This window comes from Paraburkholderia sp. SOS3 (assembly GCF_001922345.1).
GTDB lineage: Bacteria > Pseudomonadota > Gammaproteobacteria > Burkholderiales > Burkholderiaceae > Paraburkholderia.
In genome coordinates, this window is the sequence record NZ_CP018811.1 from 1,211,650 (window position 1) to 1,227,564 (window position 15,915).

A 15,915-nucleotide genomic window follows, 5' to 3' on the forward strand; every position below is an offset into this window, starting at 1 on the left:
AGGCTCTGCCGCCGCCACTGGAAGTCGATGAGGGCAGGCGGGACTGGCGGACCGCAACTGCAATTCCCCCGTGATAGGCACCACCGGCGCCTATCGGCAATATGACGGCGTGCTGCTCACCGAACCGCTCGGGGACGGCACGTTCAGTCAGATGGTCACGTTGCGCCGCATCGCGAAGTAACCGCGCTAACAGGAACGTTAGCCAAAACGTTAAGATGCGGTCGTCTGTCATGAGGCGCTGTCGCCTCGCGACCTACTTGCGCCGACTGAGCCGTACGGCCGCGAAGAACGCCACCGCCGTGACTACGGAGACCAGCAGCACCGCCCACTCGACCGTGACATAGTTGTGTGCCACGCTCCATATGCCGGCTGCTGCAATCGGCGCGACACCCTTGGCAATATTCGAAGGCAACGACAACATGCCGCTCACCGCGCCGTAGCCCTCTGTCCACAACATGTCCTGGACCACCGTGCCGCGCAGGATGGTCATCATTCCATTGCCGGCGCCGTAGCACAGCGCGAATACCCACAGGAGCCAGGCCGAGTTTCCCGCGCCGATCAGAATGGCCGCCGATACGGGAAAGAGTATGACGACGATGACGCCTACGATACTGGCGTGAAGATGCCGGCCGAAAGCGAACAGGAGGGCGCGTGCAGCCACCTGTGCGGGTCCGATAAGGGCCATGGTCGTCACCAGAACAGCATTTGCGACGTGCCGCTCGACCATCAAGGGCACGAGGTGGAACGTCAGTGCGGCAAACGTCGCATAGTACGCGGTGAAACACACGGCGAGCGCCCAGAAGGTCGGCGTGCGCAGCGCGCGGCGCGTGGCTGCGTCGTGCACATCCTTGACCGATGCCTTCGGCAACTTCACACCTTCGTCGGAGCGCGACGAGCGAATTGCCACGATATGGATCGGAAGGCAGATAACAAGGTTGACGACCGCGAGTACCTCGAGGGATTCGCGCCACCCAATGGTCCCGACGAGGAACTGCGTCAACGGGATGAAGGCGGTGCTGGCAAATCCGCCGACGAGCGTGATGAGCGTAATCCTGGTCCTGAAGCTATCGGGGTACTGGTGCGTAATGACCGCGAATACCGGGTCGTACAGCGTGGCCGCCATCGCGATGCCGAGACCGATCCAGGCGACGAATAGCAAGGGCAGCCACTGAGCGTGGGCCCACAGCAGCAGCATGGCGGCCGCGACGACCGAGCCCGTGGACATGACCCTGCGCCCGAGCCCATGGTCTATCCAGCGGCCGATCGGATACGCGGCCAATCCGGAGATCAGCAGCCCGACCGACAGCGCCGCGTTCGTGGCCGTTCTGCTCCATCCCATCGACTGCTCCATCGGCACCACGAGAAGCGAGAACGGATAGTAGATCGAGCCCCAGGACATCAGTTGTGCGAGCGCCAGGGCCCACGTTGCAAGCGCGCTTTGCCTTCCGGGCGGCGTGGTCTTTTCAGTGGCGTTTTTGTTCTGGTACGACACGGGGCTCATCAATTTGGCTTTTCTGGCGGCAAGGCACCCAGGCTCGGATAATTCTACATTTCCAGAATACCGGAATTATCGTAGACTGCAAGTCAGGAAGCTGGGAGCGCGGTCGTTCATAAGCGGTTAGGGCGATCGCATATCTCCATGAAACGGGCAATATCAGATTGCGAGACATCACAATGACAATGCATTCCGTCACCGGTGACCATGCCCTTCCGGCCGCCAAGCCAGAGTTTCTCGACACGGACATTGCCGCCCGTCTGGGCATGGACGGGCAGCCGCCTGTGCGGATTCTGCTGCTTTACGGGTCTTTGCGCGAGCGTTCGTATTCGCGTCTGCTCGTCGAGGAAGCCGCACGTCTGCTCGAGCGGTTCGGTGCGCAGACCCGGATTTTCGACCCGCGAGGACTGCCGCACGCCGACGATGTCGAAGCAAAGAGTCATCCCAAAGTGAAGGAGTTGCTCGAGCTGTCGTTGTGGTCCGAAGGCCACGTGTGGTGCAGCCCCGAACGCCACGGCACGATCACCGGCCTCATCAAAACCCAGATCGACCATCTGCCGCTCGTGAGCGGCGGCATTCGCCCGACGCAGGGGCGCACGCTCGCCGTCATGCAGGTGAGCGGAGGCTCGCAGTCGTTCAATTCGGTCAATCAGTTGCGGCAGCTGGGGCGCTGGATGCGCATGTTCACCATCCCCAATCAGAGTTCGGTCGCCAAGGCGTTCGAGGAGTTCGACGAGAGCGGGCGCATGAAGCCGTCGCCGTACTACGATCGCGTCGTCGACGTGATGGAAGAGCTGGTGAAGTTCACGCTGCTGCTGCGGGGCCGCGCGGATTATCTCGTCGATCGGTATAGCGAGCGCGTCAAGCAGGAGCGTCGATTGGACCCGGCAACCGACCTGGCCAGCAGGGCTATCGCGCAGCATCCCGGTGCGCCGGCGCTGGCGGGCAACCCGTAGAGGCTAGCCATGGCAACGTTGGACTCGAAGCAGGCGGTGGAAGCGCTGGCTGCCTTGGCGCACGACACTCGACTCGCGATTTTCCGCCTGTTGGTCACGGCCGGTCGAACCGGCATGAGCCCTGGTGCGATGGCCGAGAAGCTCGGGTTGCCGGGGCCGACCCTGTCCTTCCATCTGAAAGAGCTCTCGCATGCAGGGCTCATCGAAGGGAAGAACCAGGGCCGTTTTATTTTCTACTGTGCCTGCTACGAGCATATGCAGACGTTGATGGATTTTCTGATGGAGAACTGCTGCGCGGCTGAACAATGCGGCTGCGAGCCTGACCAGACGGAGGCCTGAAATGAAGCGCTTTCACGTGCTGTCGTCCCGAAGCTCGACGGGAATGGTGCCTAGCACTTGACCTTCTTGCGCGGCTTGCAGTTGGCTGAGTCCACACCCTGACAGCAGTTCTCGGTGAGAAAGTCCACGAGCCCGTTCATCTGGTCTATCTCGGGAGCGTAGTAAATGAATCGCCCTTCCTGGCGCGACGATACGAGTCCCGCGTGTGTGAGTTCCTTGAGGTGGAACGACAGCGTGGCACTCGCGAGGTCCAGATGCTCCTGGATGACTCCAACGCTGAGGCCATCGGGGCCGGCAGATACCAGGAGCCGGAAAATGCTGAGCCTCGTCGGCTGGGCCAACGCTGCCAGAGCCTTGATTGCGTCTTTTTCCTTCATGGTGCCTGAGCGGTCGGGATAGACCGATGATTCTAATCCCATCGATCGATTCACTACTTTCACAGGCTTTGAGCCGGGAGAACCTCGTGTCCGAACACCGCAAGTACAACGTTCTGTTCCTCTGTACGCACAACTCCGCGCGCTCGATTCTCGCGGAAGCGGCCCTGAACCAGCTCGCGGGCGATCGTTTCGTCGGGTACAGCGCCGGTAGTCATCCGGGGACTGCTCCCAATCCGTTTGCACTGGACCTCCTTCGCACGCAGGGCATTCCGACAGAGGGACTCGGCAGCAAGAGCTGGGATGTATTCGCGCAGGACGGTGCGCCGAAAATGGATTTCATCTTCACCGTCTGCGACGACGCCGCGGGCGAAGTCTGTCCGATCTGGCCAGGTCATCCGGCGAAGGCGCACTGGGGTGTGGCCGACCCTTCGAAGGCAGAGGGCTCCGACGACGACAAACGCAGAGCGTTCCTGCAGGCATTCGTCCAGATGAAAAAGCGCATCGAGCTCTTCACGAATCTGCCGTTCGGCAAGCTCGACCGCATTGCCATTCAGCAGGAGATGCAGAGCATCGGCACGACGTTGCGCGCAAAGGGAGAGTGAGGATGGCAGGCAGTCAGACCGCGGCAAAGGCCACCCCAAAAGTGGCTGGCGGTATCGGCTTCTTCGAGCGGTATCTGTCGGTGTGGGTCGCGTTATGCATTGTCGCTGGCATTGTGCTGGGCAAGCTTCTGCCCGGCACGGTTCACGTGGTGTCCAGCCTCGAAATCGCACACGTCAATATCCCGGTCGGCATTCTGATCTGGGTGATGATTATTCCGATGCTGCTGCGTATCGATTTTGCCTCGCCAGGCAAGGTGCGCAGCCAGATGAAGGGCATTGGCGTGACGCTCGTCGTCAATTGGGCGGTCAAGCCGTTCACCATGGCGTTTCTCGCGTGGGTCTTCGTGCGGCATGCGTTCGCGTCGATGCTGCCTGCGGACCAGCTCGACAGCTACGTCGCCGGACTGATTCTGCTCGCGGCGGCGCCATGTACGGCGATGGTTTTCGTCTGGAGTCAGTTGACGAAAGGGGACCCGTATTTCACGCTTTCGCAGGTCGCACTGAACGACCTGATCATGGTCTTCGCGTTCGCCCCTGTCGTGGGCCTGCTGCTCGGCATCTCGAACATAACCGTGCCGTGGGACACGCTGCTGACGTCTGTCGTACTTTATATCGTTGTTCCCGTCGTCATTGCGCAAGTGCTGCGCAAAATCCTTCTTGACAAAGGCGAGCCGTATTTCCAGCGCGCGCTGGCGCGGATTGGTCCGTTCTCCATTTCTGCGCTGCTGCTCACGCTGATTCTGCTGTTCGCCTTTCAGGGCGAGCAGATCATCGCGCAGCCGGTGGTCATTGTGCTGCTCGCCGTGCCTATCCTGATTCAGGTCGTGATCAATGCGTCGCTCGCGTACCTGGCAAACCGCCGGCTAGGCGTTGCACACGACGTCGCCGCGCCGTCGTGCCTGATTGGTGCGTCCAACTTCTTCGAGCTGGCGGTGGCGACGGCAATCAGCCTGTTCGGGCTCAAATCCGGCGCGGCACTTGCAACCGTTGTTGGCGTCCTCATCGAGGTGCCCGTCATGCTTGCGGTCGTTAAGGTGGTCAATGCGTCCCGGCAGTGGTATCAACGCGCGTCGTGACTTCCGGGCGCCCGAATCGTACATTCGGTGCCGCAGACCGAGATCACGCGCGTTGCAGGGTCGACCTTGCCCGTTCGACGACTTCGAACGCGACCATGCCCGCGACCATCGCCGCGACGAAGCCGAAAGCCTTCGGATAACCCGCGCCGAGCGCAACCAGCGCAGGACCCGGACAGAACCCGGCCAGTCCCCAGCCGACGCCAAATGCGGCGCTACCGAGCACCAGTCTCGGCGTAATGGCCGTGCTGGCCGGAAGCTGGACAGCCAATCCGAGATACGAGCGGTCGCGGCGCTTCGCCACGGAAAACGCGAGCGATCCGATGGTGATGGCGCCAATCATGACCAGCGCCAGCGAGGGATCCCACTGACCGGCGACGTCGAGGAAGCCCAGCACCTTGGCCGGGTTCGCCATGCCCGACACCATGAGACCCAGGCCGAACAGCAAGCCTGCGAAGAGTGCCGTAACGGGTGCAAGTATCGCCATGTCAGCCTCCGATCAGGTGTCGTTGCACGAAAACAGTGAGGAATCCTGCGGCCATGAAGGTTGCGGTGGCAACGAGTGAACGGATCGAGCCGCGCGAGAGGCCGCACACGCCGTGGCCGCTCGTGCAGCCGCTGGCATAGCGGGTACCGACGCCCACGAGGAAACCGGCAACGACGATGTCACCCCAGGTGGACTGGATATCCAGATGCGCCGGCTTGCCCAGCAGCCCCGCTGCGATCGCGGAGCCGACCAGACCCGCGAGGAAGGCAAGCCGCCAGACCACGTCGTTGCGCGGCCAGCTCAGGAGCCCGCCGACGATGCCGCTGATGCCGGCAATGCGGCCGTTGAACAGCACCAGCACGGCGGCCGCAAGTCCGATCACAAGCCCGCCTGCCAGCGAGAGGCCGGGAGTGAAATGAGCGAAGTCGATCAGCATGACGGATCCCCTTAACGCGTAGCGCAGAACTGCTCGTAAAGCACGGCCATGACGGCAAGCGCCTGCGGACTTGCCACCGAATAAAAGATGTTCTTCCCCTCGCGACGCGTCGCCACCAGGCCGTTTTCCCGCAGCACGCCGAGCTGCTGAGAAAGCGTGGGCTGATGGATGCCGAGCAGTTCCTCGAGCTGGCCGACCGACAGCTCCTCCTGAGAAAGCTGGCACATCAGCAGCAGGCGGTCCGGGTTTGCCAGCACCTTCAGCAGCGCACACGCATTCGCCGCGGCTGTCTGCATCATGTCGAGGTCGATAGTCGGGCCGGTGGATTTCATAGCTCGCTTGCAATGTATTTTTCTATAGTATATTGAAAAATATAATATCTGTGAATAGAATTTGATCGACCAAAGGAGGCAGCATGAACCCGACCATTCACCCGTTCTTCGATCCCGTCACCGGCACGGTGACCTACGTTGTCTATCAGGATGGGCGTCCCGAATGCGCAATCATCGATTCGGTGCTGGACTACGACCCGAAGTCGGGCCGCACGTCGAAGGCGAGTGCGGACAAGGTCATCGCCTTCGTGCGAAAGCACGCGCTGCGCGTCGACTGGATTCTGGAAACGCACGCGCATGCCGATCATCTCTCTGCGGCCGCGTACCTGAAGCGCGAGCTGGGCGGGCGCATCGCGATCGGCGAAAACATTCGCCGCGTGCAGCGTGTGTTCGGAAAGCTGTTCAACCTCGAACCGGAGTTCCATCCCGATGGCTCGCAGTTCGACCACCTGTTCGAAGATGGCGAGACATTCGCTATCGGCGGGCTGACCGGAAAGGCGCTGCATGTGCCGGGGCACACGCCGGCCGACATGGCTTATCAGATTGGGGATGCCGTTTTTGTCGGCGATACGCTTTTCATGCCGGACGTCGGCACGGCGCGTTGCGACTTTCCCGGAGGCGATGCGCACGAACTGTATCGCTCGATTCGCAAGCTGCTCGATATGCGGCCCGATACACGGCTCTTCATGTGCCACGACTATCCACCGGACGGCCGCGGGCCCGCATGGGAGACGACGGTGCGGGCCCAGCGCGAAGGCAACGTTCACGTCCACGACGGAGTCGGCGAAGCCCAGTTCGTGGCTATGAGGCAGGCCCGCGATGCAACGCTCGCCATGCCGACGCTGATCCTTCCGTCGGTCCAGGTCAACGTGCGCGCCGGCGAGCTTCCGCCCGCGGAACCCAACGGCGTGCAATATCTGAAGATTCCGCTCAATGCGATATGACGAGCGGCATTGCCGGATTTGCTCCGGTATCCTCACGTTCCACGTCGACGCGCTCGCCGGGTTGCGATGCGAGCTCGAACGCCGCTGCCGATGAACGCACCGATGAACGCGCCCACAAGCGCGCCCAGGGGCGCGCCCAGGGGCGCGCCTAGGAGCCGCGTCGCAGCTTGCGCACGACGCTCGATTGTCCGAGGCCCAGCAAACGTGCCGCCTCGCGCGTATTGCCGGCCTTGCGCATCGCGTCTTCGATAAGGCGTCGCTCGAAGCGTTCGACACGCTGCCGGAACGAGTTTGGTTTCGCTTCCAGCACTTCGGCCGGTAACACGCCGTCGAGAAAGTCGGTGTCGATCACATCGCTTTCGCACGTTACGACCAGACGCTCGATCACATTGCGCAACTCGCGCACATTGCCTGGCCAATCGTGCGACAACAGCAACGCCATCGCCTGCTCGGAGACGGTGCGCCGGCAGCCGTAGCGTTCGTTGAATTCAGCCATGAAATGCAGCACGAGCGGTGCGATATCGTCCTTGCGATCGACAAGCGGCGGAACCGTAATGGGCACGACGTTGAGCCGGTAGAACAGGTCGTCGCGGAACGTGCGCGCTTCGACCATCTGCTTGAGGTCGCGATTGGTCGCCGCGATCACGCGGACGTCGACGGGAATCGTTCGCGTCCCCCCCAATCTGACGATGGTGCGGTCTTGCAGCACCTGCAGCAGCTTCACTTGCAGGTTGAGCGGCATGTCGCCGATTTCATCGAGAAAAAGCGTGCCGCGATCGGCGAGTTCGATCAGGCCGCTCTTGCCGCCGCGCTGCGCGCCCGTGAACGCACCGGCCTCGTAGCCGAATAGCTCCGACTCGAGCAGATCGTGTGGCAGCGCGCCGCAATTGATCTTGATGAAGGGTCCGGCCGCGCGCTGGCTGCGCCGGTGTATCAGATTCGTTATCACATCCTTGCCGACACCCGATTGTCCGGTGATCAGCACGGTCGCATCGACATTCGCCACGCGCGCCGCGAGCTCGGCGACGCGCTTCATGGGCTCGCTGCTCAGCACGGCGTCGGGCACCTGCAGGTTCTGCAGCCGCAGTGCCTCGTTTTCCTCGTCGGCCCGGCGCAGCTTCTCGCGCGTTTGCGCGAGCGCATCCTGCAGCTGCAATAGTTCGGTCGTGTCCCGCGAATTGATGATGACCTTGCGCACCTTGCCCGCGGCGTCGACAAGCGGAATGCCCGTCACCAGTATCGTCTTGCCGGTACGCGTGTGCTGCGTCGTCGAAATGCGCTGACCCGTGCGGGCGACCTGCGCGGCGACCACGGGCCGGATCCAGCCCGCTTTCTCGAATTCCGACACGTGGCGGCCGATCATCTCCGCGGCCGTGAGGTCGTAATTGCGTTCGCAGCCTTCATTGACCATCAGCGTATACCCGGCGCCGTCGGCGACGAAGATACCGTCGAACGAATGGCGGAAAATTTCTTCGAAATCGAGCGCGGACTGCTGCAGCCGGTCGATGCCCGGAAACACGCCTGTCTCGTTGCCAAGCGGCACCAGCATCATGACGAGGTCTGCACCGGTGCGCCAGGTGCCGAGCGCGTAGCTTTGGCCGGCGACGCTCAGCGTTTCCGCATCGCGCGGCACGTTAGGCTCGCGCGCGGCATCTTCGACAGACCTGCGCAACGTGCCGTGCGCATCGGCTTCCCAGATTCGCCGGGCGACTGCGTTCATCCATCGCGTTTCGCCGTTTGTGCACCACACCAAACCAACCGGATGGGCTTCAAGCACGGTCCTCAATACGTCGTCCGTCATGTCCACTGCCTCCTCGCTGCCAACGAGCATACACCGCCGATGGTTGAACACGCGGCGAGAATCGCGGGCGGCCGGCGTTGATCCAGAAACGGTTCAACACGATCCGCATGCGGTTCGCGAGGCGCGCCGCAGGCGCCGTTTCACGTCCGCTAGCGTCCCGTCATGCAGGCCTGCGCATCGCAGCCGCATCGCCGGGAGGCGGGCCTGCTTCTGCTTGCCGCCGTTTTCCCGCGCTCGCGCGCGGACCGCTGGCCCGGACCTTGCCTTTATGGCCGCGATGCCGGCGCGCAAGTGCGATGGCGTTCTGCGAGACCGGCTCGTCCACGAAAAAACATGGAGACAGAGATGACCGAACTATCACGGCCGATGCTGCTCGACAGCACGGCGCCGCCGAGGGTGGTCGATGCACCTGAAGCGCGTACGGTATTGCACTCGAATGCATTCCGCCTGTTGATGTCCGTCAAGCGTCGGACGGTCGTGCCTTTGCTGGGCGCGAGCCTCGCCTTCACATTTGGTGTCGCGCTGCTGTCCGGCTTTGCACCCGCGTTGCTGTCGACGAGGATAAGCGGATCGTTCACGCTCGGTTATCTGCTGGTTCTCGCGATTTATCTGACGTGTTGGGTCGTATCGGTGGCCTATGTGAGCATCGCGAACCGTGCCTTCGATGCGCGGGCGGTGGACGTCGCAAACGACATACGCGGAGACAGATCATGAGGCTCCTGACGCTCGCCATCTTTCTCGCGATTCTCGCCGTCACGCTGCTGATTACGTATTGGGCCGCGCGCAAGACGCGTACTACTTCCGAATTCTACGCGGCAGGCGGCAGCCTCAGCGCGCGCGCCAATGGCTTCGCGCTTGCGGGAGACTGGATGAGCGCGGCCGCGTTTCTCGGCTTTTCCGGCCTCGTATCGTTGTATGGCATGGACGGATCGCTGTATGCGGTTGCCGCGCTCGCCGCGTTTCTCGTGGTTCTGATGGTCGTGGCCGAACCGGTGCGCAACACCGGGCGCTTCACGTTCGGCGACGTCATTGCCGAGCGCATGAAGCGTCCGAGCGCGCGGCTTGCGGCGATCATCGGCACGATCGTGGTCAACATCGCTTATATGGTGCCGCAGATGTCGGGCGCGGGCGCGCTGATCAAGCTGATGCTCGGTGTGCCGTACGACGTTGCGGTGACGCTGGTCGGCATTGGCATGATCGTCTATGTGCTGTTCGGCGGCATGATCGCGACCACGTGGGTGCAGATCGTCAAGGCGGTGCTGCTGCTCGCGGCCGCGGTGGTGCTCGTCCTGCTGCTGCTTGCCGCCGTGCACTTCGATCCGCTCGCGCTGTTTGCTGCCGTCGAAAAGACCTACGGTGCGAAGATGCTCGCCCCGGGCGGCTACTTCAAGCATCCGCTCGATACGCTGTCGCTGTTCATGTCGTTTATCTTCGGCGTAGCGGGTCTGCCGCACATCATGACGCGCTTCTACACGGTGCCCGATGCGAAGACCGCGCGAAACTCGGTGCTGTGGCTCATGTTTCTCGCCGGCAGCTTCTTCATGGTGACGACATTGATCGGCTTCGCGTCGGCCATTTTCGTCGGGCAGGACGTGATCCGCGCCGCTGACAAGGGCGGCAACCTCGCGCTGCCGTTGCTTGCCCAGTATCTCGGCGGCGGCCCGGGGTCGCTTGCGGGACAGATTTTCCTCGCGTGCGTCTGCGCGATTGCGTTTGCCGCCATTCTCGCGGTGGTCGCGGGGCTCACGCTCGCTTCATCGGGCGCGATCGCTCACGACCTGTACGTGAATGTGATCCGGCGTGGCGCGGTCAGCGAAGCCGAGCAGGTACGCGTCGCACGCATCGCGACGCTGGCGGTCGGCGTGATCGCAGTCGCGCTCGGATTGCTCGCGCAAGGCATCAACGTCGGCGTGCTCGTGATTCTTGCGATCTCGGTGGCGGCATCGGCCAACTTTCCCATCATCGTGCTGTCGATTTTCTGGCGCCGCTTCAACTCCGCCGGCGTGATTGGCGGCATGGCGGCGGGGCTCATCTCGTCGGTGACGCTTGCCTTCGTCGGCCCGGCGTTCATGGGCTCGCACGCACTTTTCCCGATTGTGAATCCGGCCGTGGCCAGCATGCCGATCGGGTTCTTCGGCGCGTGGCTATGCACGATGCTCTCGCGCCGGTCTCCGACACACGATGACGACTTCGATGCATTTTTTGTCAGGGCTCAAACCGGTCTGGTTCGCGAGCGCGTGCAGCCGCCGACATTGCGCGACCACGCGTGAACGCCAGGCTGCCTATTTTTACGTCCGTTGTTCAACTCAACGAAAGGAAGGACACGCAAATGAAAGCGGTGAAAGCAGTCGTCTTCGATCTTTATGGCACGCTCTACGATGTGCACTCGGTGGCGGGGCGGTGCGGCGAGCGGTTTCCCGGACGCGGCCTCGAAATAAGCCTGCTCTGGCGACAGAAGCAGCTCGAGTACACGTGGTTGCGTACGTTGATGGGCCAGTACATTCCGTTCGAGGAGGCAACCGAGCAGGCGCTCGATTACGTCGCTGCGCATCTGAAACTGAATCTTTCGTCCGAAGCGCACGCCGAACTGTGCAACGAATATCTGCGGCTGCGTCCGTATCCCGAGGCCGATGCGGCGCTCACGGCGTTGCGCGCACGCGGCTTGCCGCTTGCCATCCTGTCGAATGGATCGGTCTTCTCGATTCATTCGGTTGTCGAGCACTCGCGGCTCGAACATCAATTCGATCATCTGATCAGCGTCGAAGCCGTGAAGCTGTTCAAGCCGCATACCGCCGTCTATGAGCTTGCCGAAAAGACGCTCGGCTTCGCGCGCGATGAAATCCTGTTTGTTTCCTCAAATTCGTGGGACGCGAGCGGCGCCCGTCACTTCGGGTATCAGGTGTGCTGGGTGAATCGCGTCGGAAGCACATTCGACCGTCTCGGACAAACGCCGCACTACACCGTGGCGAGTCTCGACGAATTGCCGGAACGGATCCAGGCGGTAGCGGTGGCTTCGTAAGCGCGGCGCAGCGCGCTACGGCGCGCGCCGCTGCCTGCACGTTCATGCGTCGGCGCCGGCGCGTCGCGCGGCTACGATAGATCGATGCGCGAGGCTCTATGGCGCTTACGAGCCGAAGTAAATGTTGCAGTAGCTCACCGGGCCCACGCACGAGCGGTCCGGATGTTGTGCCGCGTTAGACGCAGGCAGGGTCGTGCAGCCCGCGAACGCCGTCGATGCAACGGCGAGCGCGACCCATCTTTTCCAGCGAACACGCTGCGTTCTGAAATGCGTCCGATGGCCGGACATAGGCCCGTTGGGTTCGGGCGCGCCCGCGACCATTTGCTGTTGGCTCGGTTCGGTCATTATTGGTTATCCATATCGGTAACGGGTTGAATATCAACCTCTCTCCTCTCTTTTGTTGCTCCATGCGTAGCCGTCCGACACATCGATGTGCGGCTAACGGTGCGTAAACCGGCCGACGTATCCGGTTATTCCACGCGAGCCAGGAAAAAAACTTCATAGAGCCGCGCAGCGAAATTGTTTTGACGAGCAGGGAATACTTATCGCGCTCGCCGGTTTACACGCATAGAAATGTCCCGCTTCGCGGCTTTGGCGAGGCGCCGGAATTTCGCTCCGAGCCACTAAATACGGATATCTAATCAAGTGGCGAACATATCAACAAGTTGAAACAGAGACACTCCGATGAAAAAGACATTGGTCGCGATCGCTACGACATCGACGTTTGCATCGATCGCACATGCGCAAAGCAGCGTGACGCTTTACGGCCTGATCGACGAAGGTTTCGAGGCTATCAGCAATGTCGCGACCTCCGGTGGTGGGGCGCGGCAGTACCGACTCGATTCCGCGAGCGGTCTGAACAGTTCGCGCTGGGGCTTGCGCGGGGCCGAAGATCTCGGTGGCGGCCTGAAAGCGATCTTCCAGCTCGAGAATGGCTTCGAACTGAATAACGGCCGGCTCAGCCAGGGCGGCGCCGAGTTCGGCCGGCAAGCGTTCGTCGGCATCAGCAGCAGCAAGTTCGGTACGGTCACGCTCGGGCGGCAGTACGACAGCGTCGTCGACTACGTCGGCACGTATGCGTTTGCCGATACGAGCGTCGGCACGGCCCACTCGGCGCATCCGGCCGATCTCGACAACTTCAACAACAGCCGGCGCACGAACAATGCGGTCAAGTTCAAGAGCGCCGACTATGCAGGACTGACCTTTGGCGGCGTCTACAGCTTCGGCGGGGTGCCGGGTTCGGTCGGCACCAATCAGATCTACTCGGTCGGCGTCGGCTACAAGCACGGTCCGCTCAATCTCGGCGCCGCGTACCTCGATGCGCGTAACCCGGCCTCGTCGCTATTCGGCAGTAACCCGAGCGACACGCCAACGTCGAACGGGCTTACCGGCTCGCCTGTGTTCAGCGGCTATGCGAGCGCGAGTTCGTACCATGTGGTCGCGGCGGCCGGCACGTATTCGATCGGGCCGGCGACGATCGGCGCAAACTGGTCGAATGTGCGCTTTGCCAATATCGCCTCGCTCAATCATGGCACGGCGGTGTTCAACGACGTCGAAGCGAGCGTTCAGTATCACATCACGCCGGCTTTGGCCGCCGGCGTTGCGTACAACTATCTTCACGGCAGCGCCGCGAATGGAACGGTCGGTGGTGCGAACTACAGCCAGTTCGGGGGCGGCGTTGAGTACGCACTGTCGGTGCGCACCGACGTGTATGCGGCGGTCGACTATCAGGTGGCCAATGGACACGACTCGACCGGGCATGGCGCGACGGCGAACCTGGCCGGACTGTCGCCGTCTTCGAACCGTTATCAGACGGTTGGCCGCGTCGGTCTGCGCCACCGCTTCTGATATGCACGGTTAAGCCGCTTCGTCCGTGACGCAATGCGGCATCACGCCGCCGCGCCGGTGCTTTGCACCGGCGAAATGGAAACCCGTCGATCGAGGATCCGCACGCAGTCGACGGGTTTCAACTTTCCTCGCCCGATCAGAAGAAGCTTGCAGACCGCCTCGCTGCACATAAAAGGCCGCGGGCCGCGCGGTTGCGCTGTGGATACGCTTCCCCTTGCCGCGACGCAACGCAACGCAAAACTGAAACAAGGTCCTGCGAACGTTGTGTACCGCTAGAAGCACAAATCTTGCTTCTATTCCCTATTAGAGCGAGACTCAATATCTCCTTGCGGTGATGAACCGTTACCGGTAGGAACTGTAGCCCTCGCTGGGCCATCCTTCGACTTGTACGTTTGCTCATACCTCGCGAAAAAAATTTCAGGCGAAGCGGTGGCGTAATCGTCTGATGTGGCGTTCGCGTTCAAACGACCTGTTGCGTTTTATGGCTAGCTCACATCTGTCCTCCAGCCCAAAACGTCGGACTCGACCCTGCAGGTCGCTCGGCGCGGCCTGTCGTGCGATCGCGCGCGGGCAGACGCCCGTGGCTGTGGCCCGCCGGCTCCTTGCCGAGGTGCGCGAGCGGACCGGGGCGCTACATGGGTTCGTGAGGCTCGAGGCGCTCTCGCGGCAAGAACTGGAGGCATCCGCGGCGCCCGGCATTGCGCTGCCTGCCGGCGCACACTGGAACCATCTGTCGATGCCCAAGCCGCTCGCTTCGATCGATCCCAGCCTGCTTGAAGAAACCGAAATCAGTTTTGGCGTTCCGTTTGTCAGCGGCGGGCAGGCCGGCCGTTCTCATCCGACCATCGTGAGCAGCGCCCTCGAGGCGTCGGGCCGGCGCATCGGCATGCTCTTCGTCGAGCTTGGTCGGGCGCGCGCCGGTGACCACAATACGCTGGAAGCCATCGAGATGCTGGCTGCGAGCGGCGCGCAGGCCATTGCCTATCGGAGGCTTGGCCAGCGACTCGAAACGCAGAGGTGCCTGCGTGCCACAGCGGAGGAGACGCTTCGCGAAACGCACAACGCGATGATCAAGCATCAGCAGGTCGGCCGGATGGGTGACTTCCGCTACAACACGCGCACGGGGGAATCGTTTGGGTCGCTCGAATGCTACAAGCTCTTTGGGTATGACCCCACGCTCGCGGAAATCGACTTCGGGGAATGGACGTCAAAGATCGTCCCCGAAGACAGGCAGCGCATTATCGATACGCTGGCGGACTGCGTGTCGAGGGGCGCACCGCTCAAGTTCGAATATCGCATCGAGCTTGACGGCCAGATCAAATATATCGCGTGCGAAGGGGCGCTCGATGTCGACCATGTGGGCGATCCCACATACTATGGCGTACTGACAGACGTCACCGAACGGCGGCGTTATGAGGAACGTCTCAGCGCGGCTCAACATGAGCTGGCCACGGCAGTGCGTCTCGCCTCGCTCGGCGAACTGGCGGCGTCGATCATTCACGAAGTCAGCCAGCCCATCACGGCGATCCGCCTCGGAGCGGCAAGCGCTCTTCGCTGGCTCGACGCACCGGGAGGCGAAAAGGAAGTCCGCGCTTCCTTGAAGCGGATGTCGGAGGAGACCGCCCGAGCCGCATCCGTGATCGGCGGTCTAAGAGCGCTCGCGCGCAGTTCGGTTACGCAATTGGCAGAAATCGATATCATCGAGGCCGTGCGTGAGGCGCTTACGCTCATAGAGGGGCGTGCCTCGCGCGAACGCGTCAGCGTTGCCACCTCCTTCGACAAAGCCGCGATCCCCGTTTGTGCCGATCGCGTTCAGATTCAACAGGTCGTGGTCAATCTCGCGAACAACGCACTGGATGCCATGTTGCGCAACGGCGAGCACGCCCGGCAGCTGCATATCGCCTGCTTCAAGCCTGACGCCAGTCATTTCGGTATGTCGTTTGCCGATACGGGGCCCGGATTCACCGTCGACAATCCAGAACGGCTGTTCGATCCGCTCTACAGCACGAAAGCCGAGGGCATGGGGCTCGGCCTCGCGATATGCCGCAAGATTGTTCATGCACATCAAGGTGAGATCGTCGCGCGCGCCAATGAACCGCGCGGCGCGATTTTCGAGTTCACGATGCCGCTCATGGAGAATGCCGGAGTCGACCTGCCGCGCGTCCGATGACATGAGGTCGGGGCAGGAACCGCTCATTTTCGGATC

General features: G+C 62.1%; 16 protein-coding genes. 10 read left to right on the forward strand and 6 right to left on the reverse strand.

Annotated elements, in window-relative coordinates; all coding sequences use genetic code 11:
* Positions 1-253 precede the first annotated feature (253 nt).
* Positions 254-1,501: an MFS transporter gene (locus BTO02_RS05555; protein WP_083614997.1), complete on the reverse strand. Its 1,248-nt coding sequence runs from the start codon at positions 1,499-1,501 to the stop codon at positions 254-256.
* Positions 1,502-1,674: 173 nt separating this feature from the next.
* Here BTO02_RS05555 and arsH point away from each other — a divergent pair, with 173 nt between their 5' ends.
* Positions 1,675-2,451, forward strand: coding sequence for an arsenical resistance protein ArsH (gene arsH / locus BTO02_RS05560; protein ID WP_083614998.1), 777 nt, complete (start codon positions 1,675-1,677; stop codon positions 2,449-2,451).
* Positions 2,452-2,469: 18 nt separating this feature from the next.
* The gene (locus tag BTO02_RS05565; RefSeq protein ID WP_075158620.1) at positions 2,470-2,790 is read left to right on the forward strand and encodes an ArsR/SmtB family transcription factor; all 321 of its coding nucleotides are present in this window, start codon (positions 2,470-2,472) and stop codon (positions 2,788-2,790) included.
* Positions 2,791-2,840: 50 nt separating this feature from the next.
* On the opposite strand, the gene BTO02_RS05570 is transcribed toward BTO02_RS05565, so the two are convergent.
* Positions 2,841-3,167, reverse strand: coding sequence for an ArsR/SmtB family transcription factor (locus BTO02_RS05570; RefSeq protein ID WP_075156192.1), 327 nt, complete (start codon positions 3,165-3,167; stop codon positions 2,841-2,843).
* Positions 3,168-3,253: 86 nt separating this feature from the next.
* Between BTO02_RS05570 and BTO02_RS05575 the strand changes: the two genes are divergently transcribed.
* Entirely contained in the window at positions 3,254-3,769 is a 516-nt protein-coding gene (locus tag BTO02_RS05575) for an arsenate reductase ArsC (protein WP_075156193.1), read from the forward strand.
* Between the two features lie 2 nt (positions 3,770-3,771).
* Entirely contained in the window at positions 3,772-4,845 is a 1,074-nt protein-coding gene (gene arsB, locus BTO02_RS05580) for an ACR3 family arsenite efflux transporter (RefSeq protein ID WP_075156194.1), read from the forward strand.
* A gap of 43 nt (positions 4,846-4,888) precedes the next feature.
* On the opposite strand, the gene BTO02_RS05585 is transcribed toward arsB, so the two are convergent.
* Genes BTO02_RS05585 through BTO02_RS05595 form a run of 3 tightly spaced genes read right to left on the reverse strand, consistent with a single transcriptional unit; the run spans position 4,889 to position 6,097 of the window.
* Positions 4,889-5,329, reverse strand: coding sequence for a YeeE/YedE family protein (locus BTO02_RS05585; RefSeq protein WP_075156195.1), 441 nt, complete (start codon positions 5,327-5,329; stop codon positions 4,889-4,891).
* A 1-nt stretch (position 5,330) separates the two neighbouring features.
* Positions 5,331-5,765, reverse strand: a complete 435-nt coding sequence (locus tag BTO02_RS05590) for a YeeE/YedE family protein (protein WP_075156196.1) — start codon at positions 5,763-5,765, stop codon at positions 5,331-5,333.
* Positions 5,766-5,776: 11 nt separating this feature from the next.
* Complete coding sequence (locus tag BTO02_RS05595) at positions 5,777-6,097, reverse strand: ArsR/SmtB family transcription factor (RefSeq protein WP_075156197.1); 321 nt, start codon at positions 6,095-6,097, stop codon at positions 5,777-5,779.
* 83 nt (positions 6,098-6,180) lie between these two features.
* Between BTO02_RS05595 and BTO02_RS05600 the strand changes: the two genes are divergently transcribed.
* Complete coding sequence (locus tag BTO02_RS05600; RefSeq protein WP_075156198.1) at positions 6,181-7,041, forward strand: MBL fold metallo-hydrolase; 861 nt, start codon at positions 6,181-6,183, stop codon at positions 7,039-7,041.
* A gap of 148 nt (positions 7,042-7,189) precedes the next feature.
* Here the strand turns inward: BTO02_RS05600 and BTO02_RS05605 are convergent, their stop codons facing one another.
* Complete coding sequence (locus BTO02_RS05605) at positions 7,190-8,761, reverse strand: sigma-54 interaction domain-containing protein (protein ID WP_232243459.1); 1,572 nt, start codon at positions 8,759-8,761, stop codon at positions 7,190-7,192.
* Positions 8,762-9,187: 426 nt separating this feature from the next.
* Here BTO02_RS05605 and BTO02_RS33795 point away from each other — a divergent pair, with 426 nt between their 5' ends.
* The 5 genes from BTO02_RS33795 (at position 9,188) to BTO02_RS05635 (ending at position 15,879) form a co-directional block, all read left to right on the forward strand.
* A complete protein-coding gene (locus BTO02_RS33795; protein WP_198039194.1) occupies positions 9,188-9,556 on the forward strand; it encodes a DUF485 domain-containing protein in 369 nt (122 codons plus the stop codon).
* Positions 9,553-11,112 (forward strand): solute symporter family protein, encoded by a 1,560-nt coding sequence (locus BTO02_RS05615; protein WP_075156200.1) that lies wholly within the window; start codon positions 9,553-9,555, stop codon positions 11,110-11,112. Before BTO02_RS33795 ends, BTO02_RS05615 begins: the two co-directional genes overlap by 4 nt.
* 59 nt (positions 11,113-11,171) lie before the next feature.
* Positions 11,172-11,861 carry a haloacid dehalogenase type II gene (locus BTO02_RS05620; RefSeq protein WP_075156201.1) on the forward strand — a complete coding sequence of 230 codons (690 nt, stop codon included), beginning with the start codon at positions 11,172-11,174 and terminating at the stop codon, positions 11,859-11,861.
* Positions 11,862-12,545: 684 nt separating this feature from the next.
* Positions 12,546-13,709, forward strand: a complete 1,164-nt coding sequence (locus BTO02_RS05630; RefSeq protein ID WP_075156203.1) for a porin — start codon at positions 12,546-12,548, stop codon at positions 13,707-13,709.
* A 580-nt stretch (positions 13,710-14,289) separates the two neighbouring features.
* Positions 14,290-15,879: a sensor histidine kinase gene (locus BTO02_RS05635; protein WP_198039195.1), complete on the forward strand. Its 1,590-nt coding sequence runs from the start codon at positions 14,290-14,292 to the stop codon at positions 15,877-15,879.
* Positions 15,880-15,915: the final 36 nt, after the last annotated feature.

What these genes read in the sequence shown, in the direction of transcription:
- BTO02_RS05605 (WP_232243459.1), bottom strand. Translation starts at nt 8,761, where the DNA reads ATGAACGCAGTCGCCCGGCGAATCTGGGAAGCCGATGCGCACGGCACG.
- BTO02_RS05630 (WP_075156203.1), top strand. Translation starts at nt 12,546, where the DNA reads ATGAAAAAGACATTGGTCGCGATCGCTACGACATCGACGTTTGCATCG.
- arsH (WP_083614998.1), top strand. Translation starts at nt 1,675, where the DNA reads ATGACAATGCATTCCGTCACCGGTGACCATGCCCTTCCGGCCGCCAAG.
- BTO02_RS05595 (WP_075156197.1), bottom strand. Translation starts at nt 6,097, where the DNA reads ATGAAATCCACCGGCCCGACTATCGACCTCGACATGATGCAGACAGCC.
- BTO02_RS05590 (WP_075156196.1), bottom strand. Translation starts at nt 5,765, where the DNA reads ATGCTGATCGACTTCGCTCATTTCACTCCCGGCCTCTCGCTGGCAGGC.
- BTO02_RS05620 (WP_075156201.1), top strand. Translation starts at nt 11,172, where the DNA reads ATGAAAGCGGTGAAAGCAGTCGTCTTCGATCTTTATGGCACGCTCTAC.
- BTO02_RS05600 (WP_075156198.1), top strand. Translation starts at nt 6,181, where the DNA reads ATGAACCCGACCATTCACCCGTTCTTCGATCCCGTCACCGGCACGGTG.
- BTO02_RS05570 (WP_075156192.1), bottom strand. Translation starts at nt 3,167, where the DNA reads ATGAAGGAAAAAGACGCAATCAAGGCTCTGGCAGCGTTGGCCCAGCCG.
- BTO02_RS05585 (WP_075156195.1), bottom strand. Translation starts at nt 5,329, where the DNA reads ATGGCGATACTTGCACCCGTTACGGCACTCTTCGCAGGCTTGCTGTTC.
- arsB (WP_075156194.1), top strand. Translation starts at nt 3,772, where the DNA reads ATGGCAGGCAGTCAGACCGCGGCAAAGGCCACCCCAAAAGTGGCTGGC.
- BTO02_RS05615 (WP_075156200.1), top strand. Translation starts at nt 9,553, where the DNA reads ATGAGGCTCCTGACGCTCGCCATCTTTCTCGCGATTCTCGCCGTCACG.
- BTO02_RS05555 (WP_083614997.1), bottom strand. Translation starts at nt 1,501, where the DNA reads ATGAGCCCCGTGTCGTACCAGAACAAAAACGCCACTGAAAAGACCACG.
- BTO02_RS33795 (WP_198039194.1), top strand. Translation starts at nt 9,188, where the DNA reads ATGACCGAACTATCACGGCCGATGCTGCTCGACAGCACGGCGCCGCCG.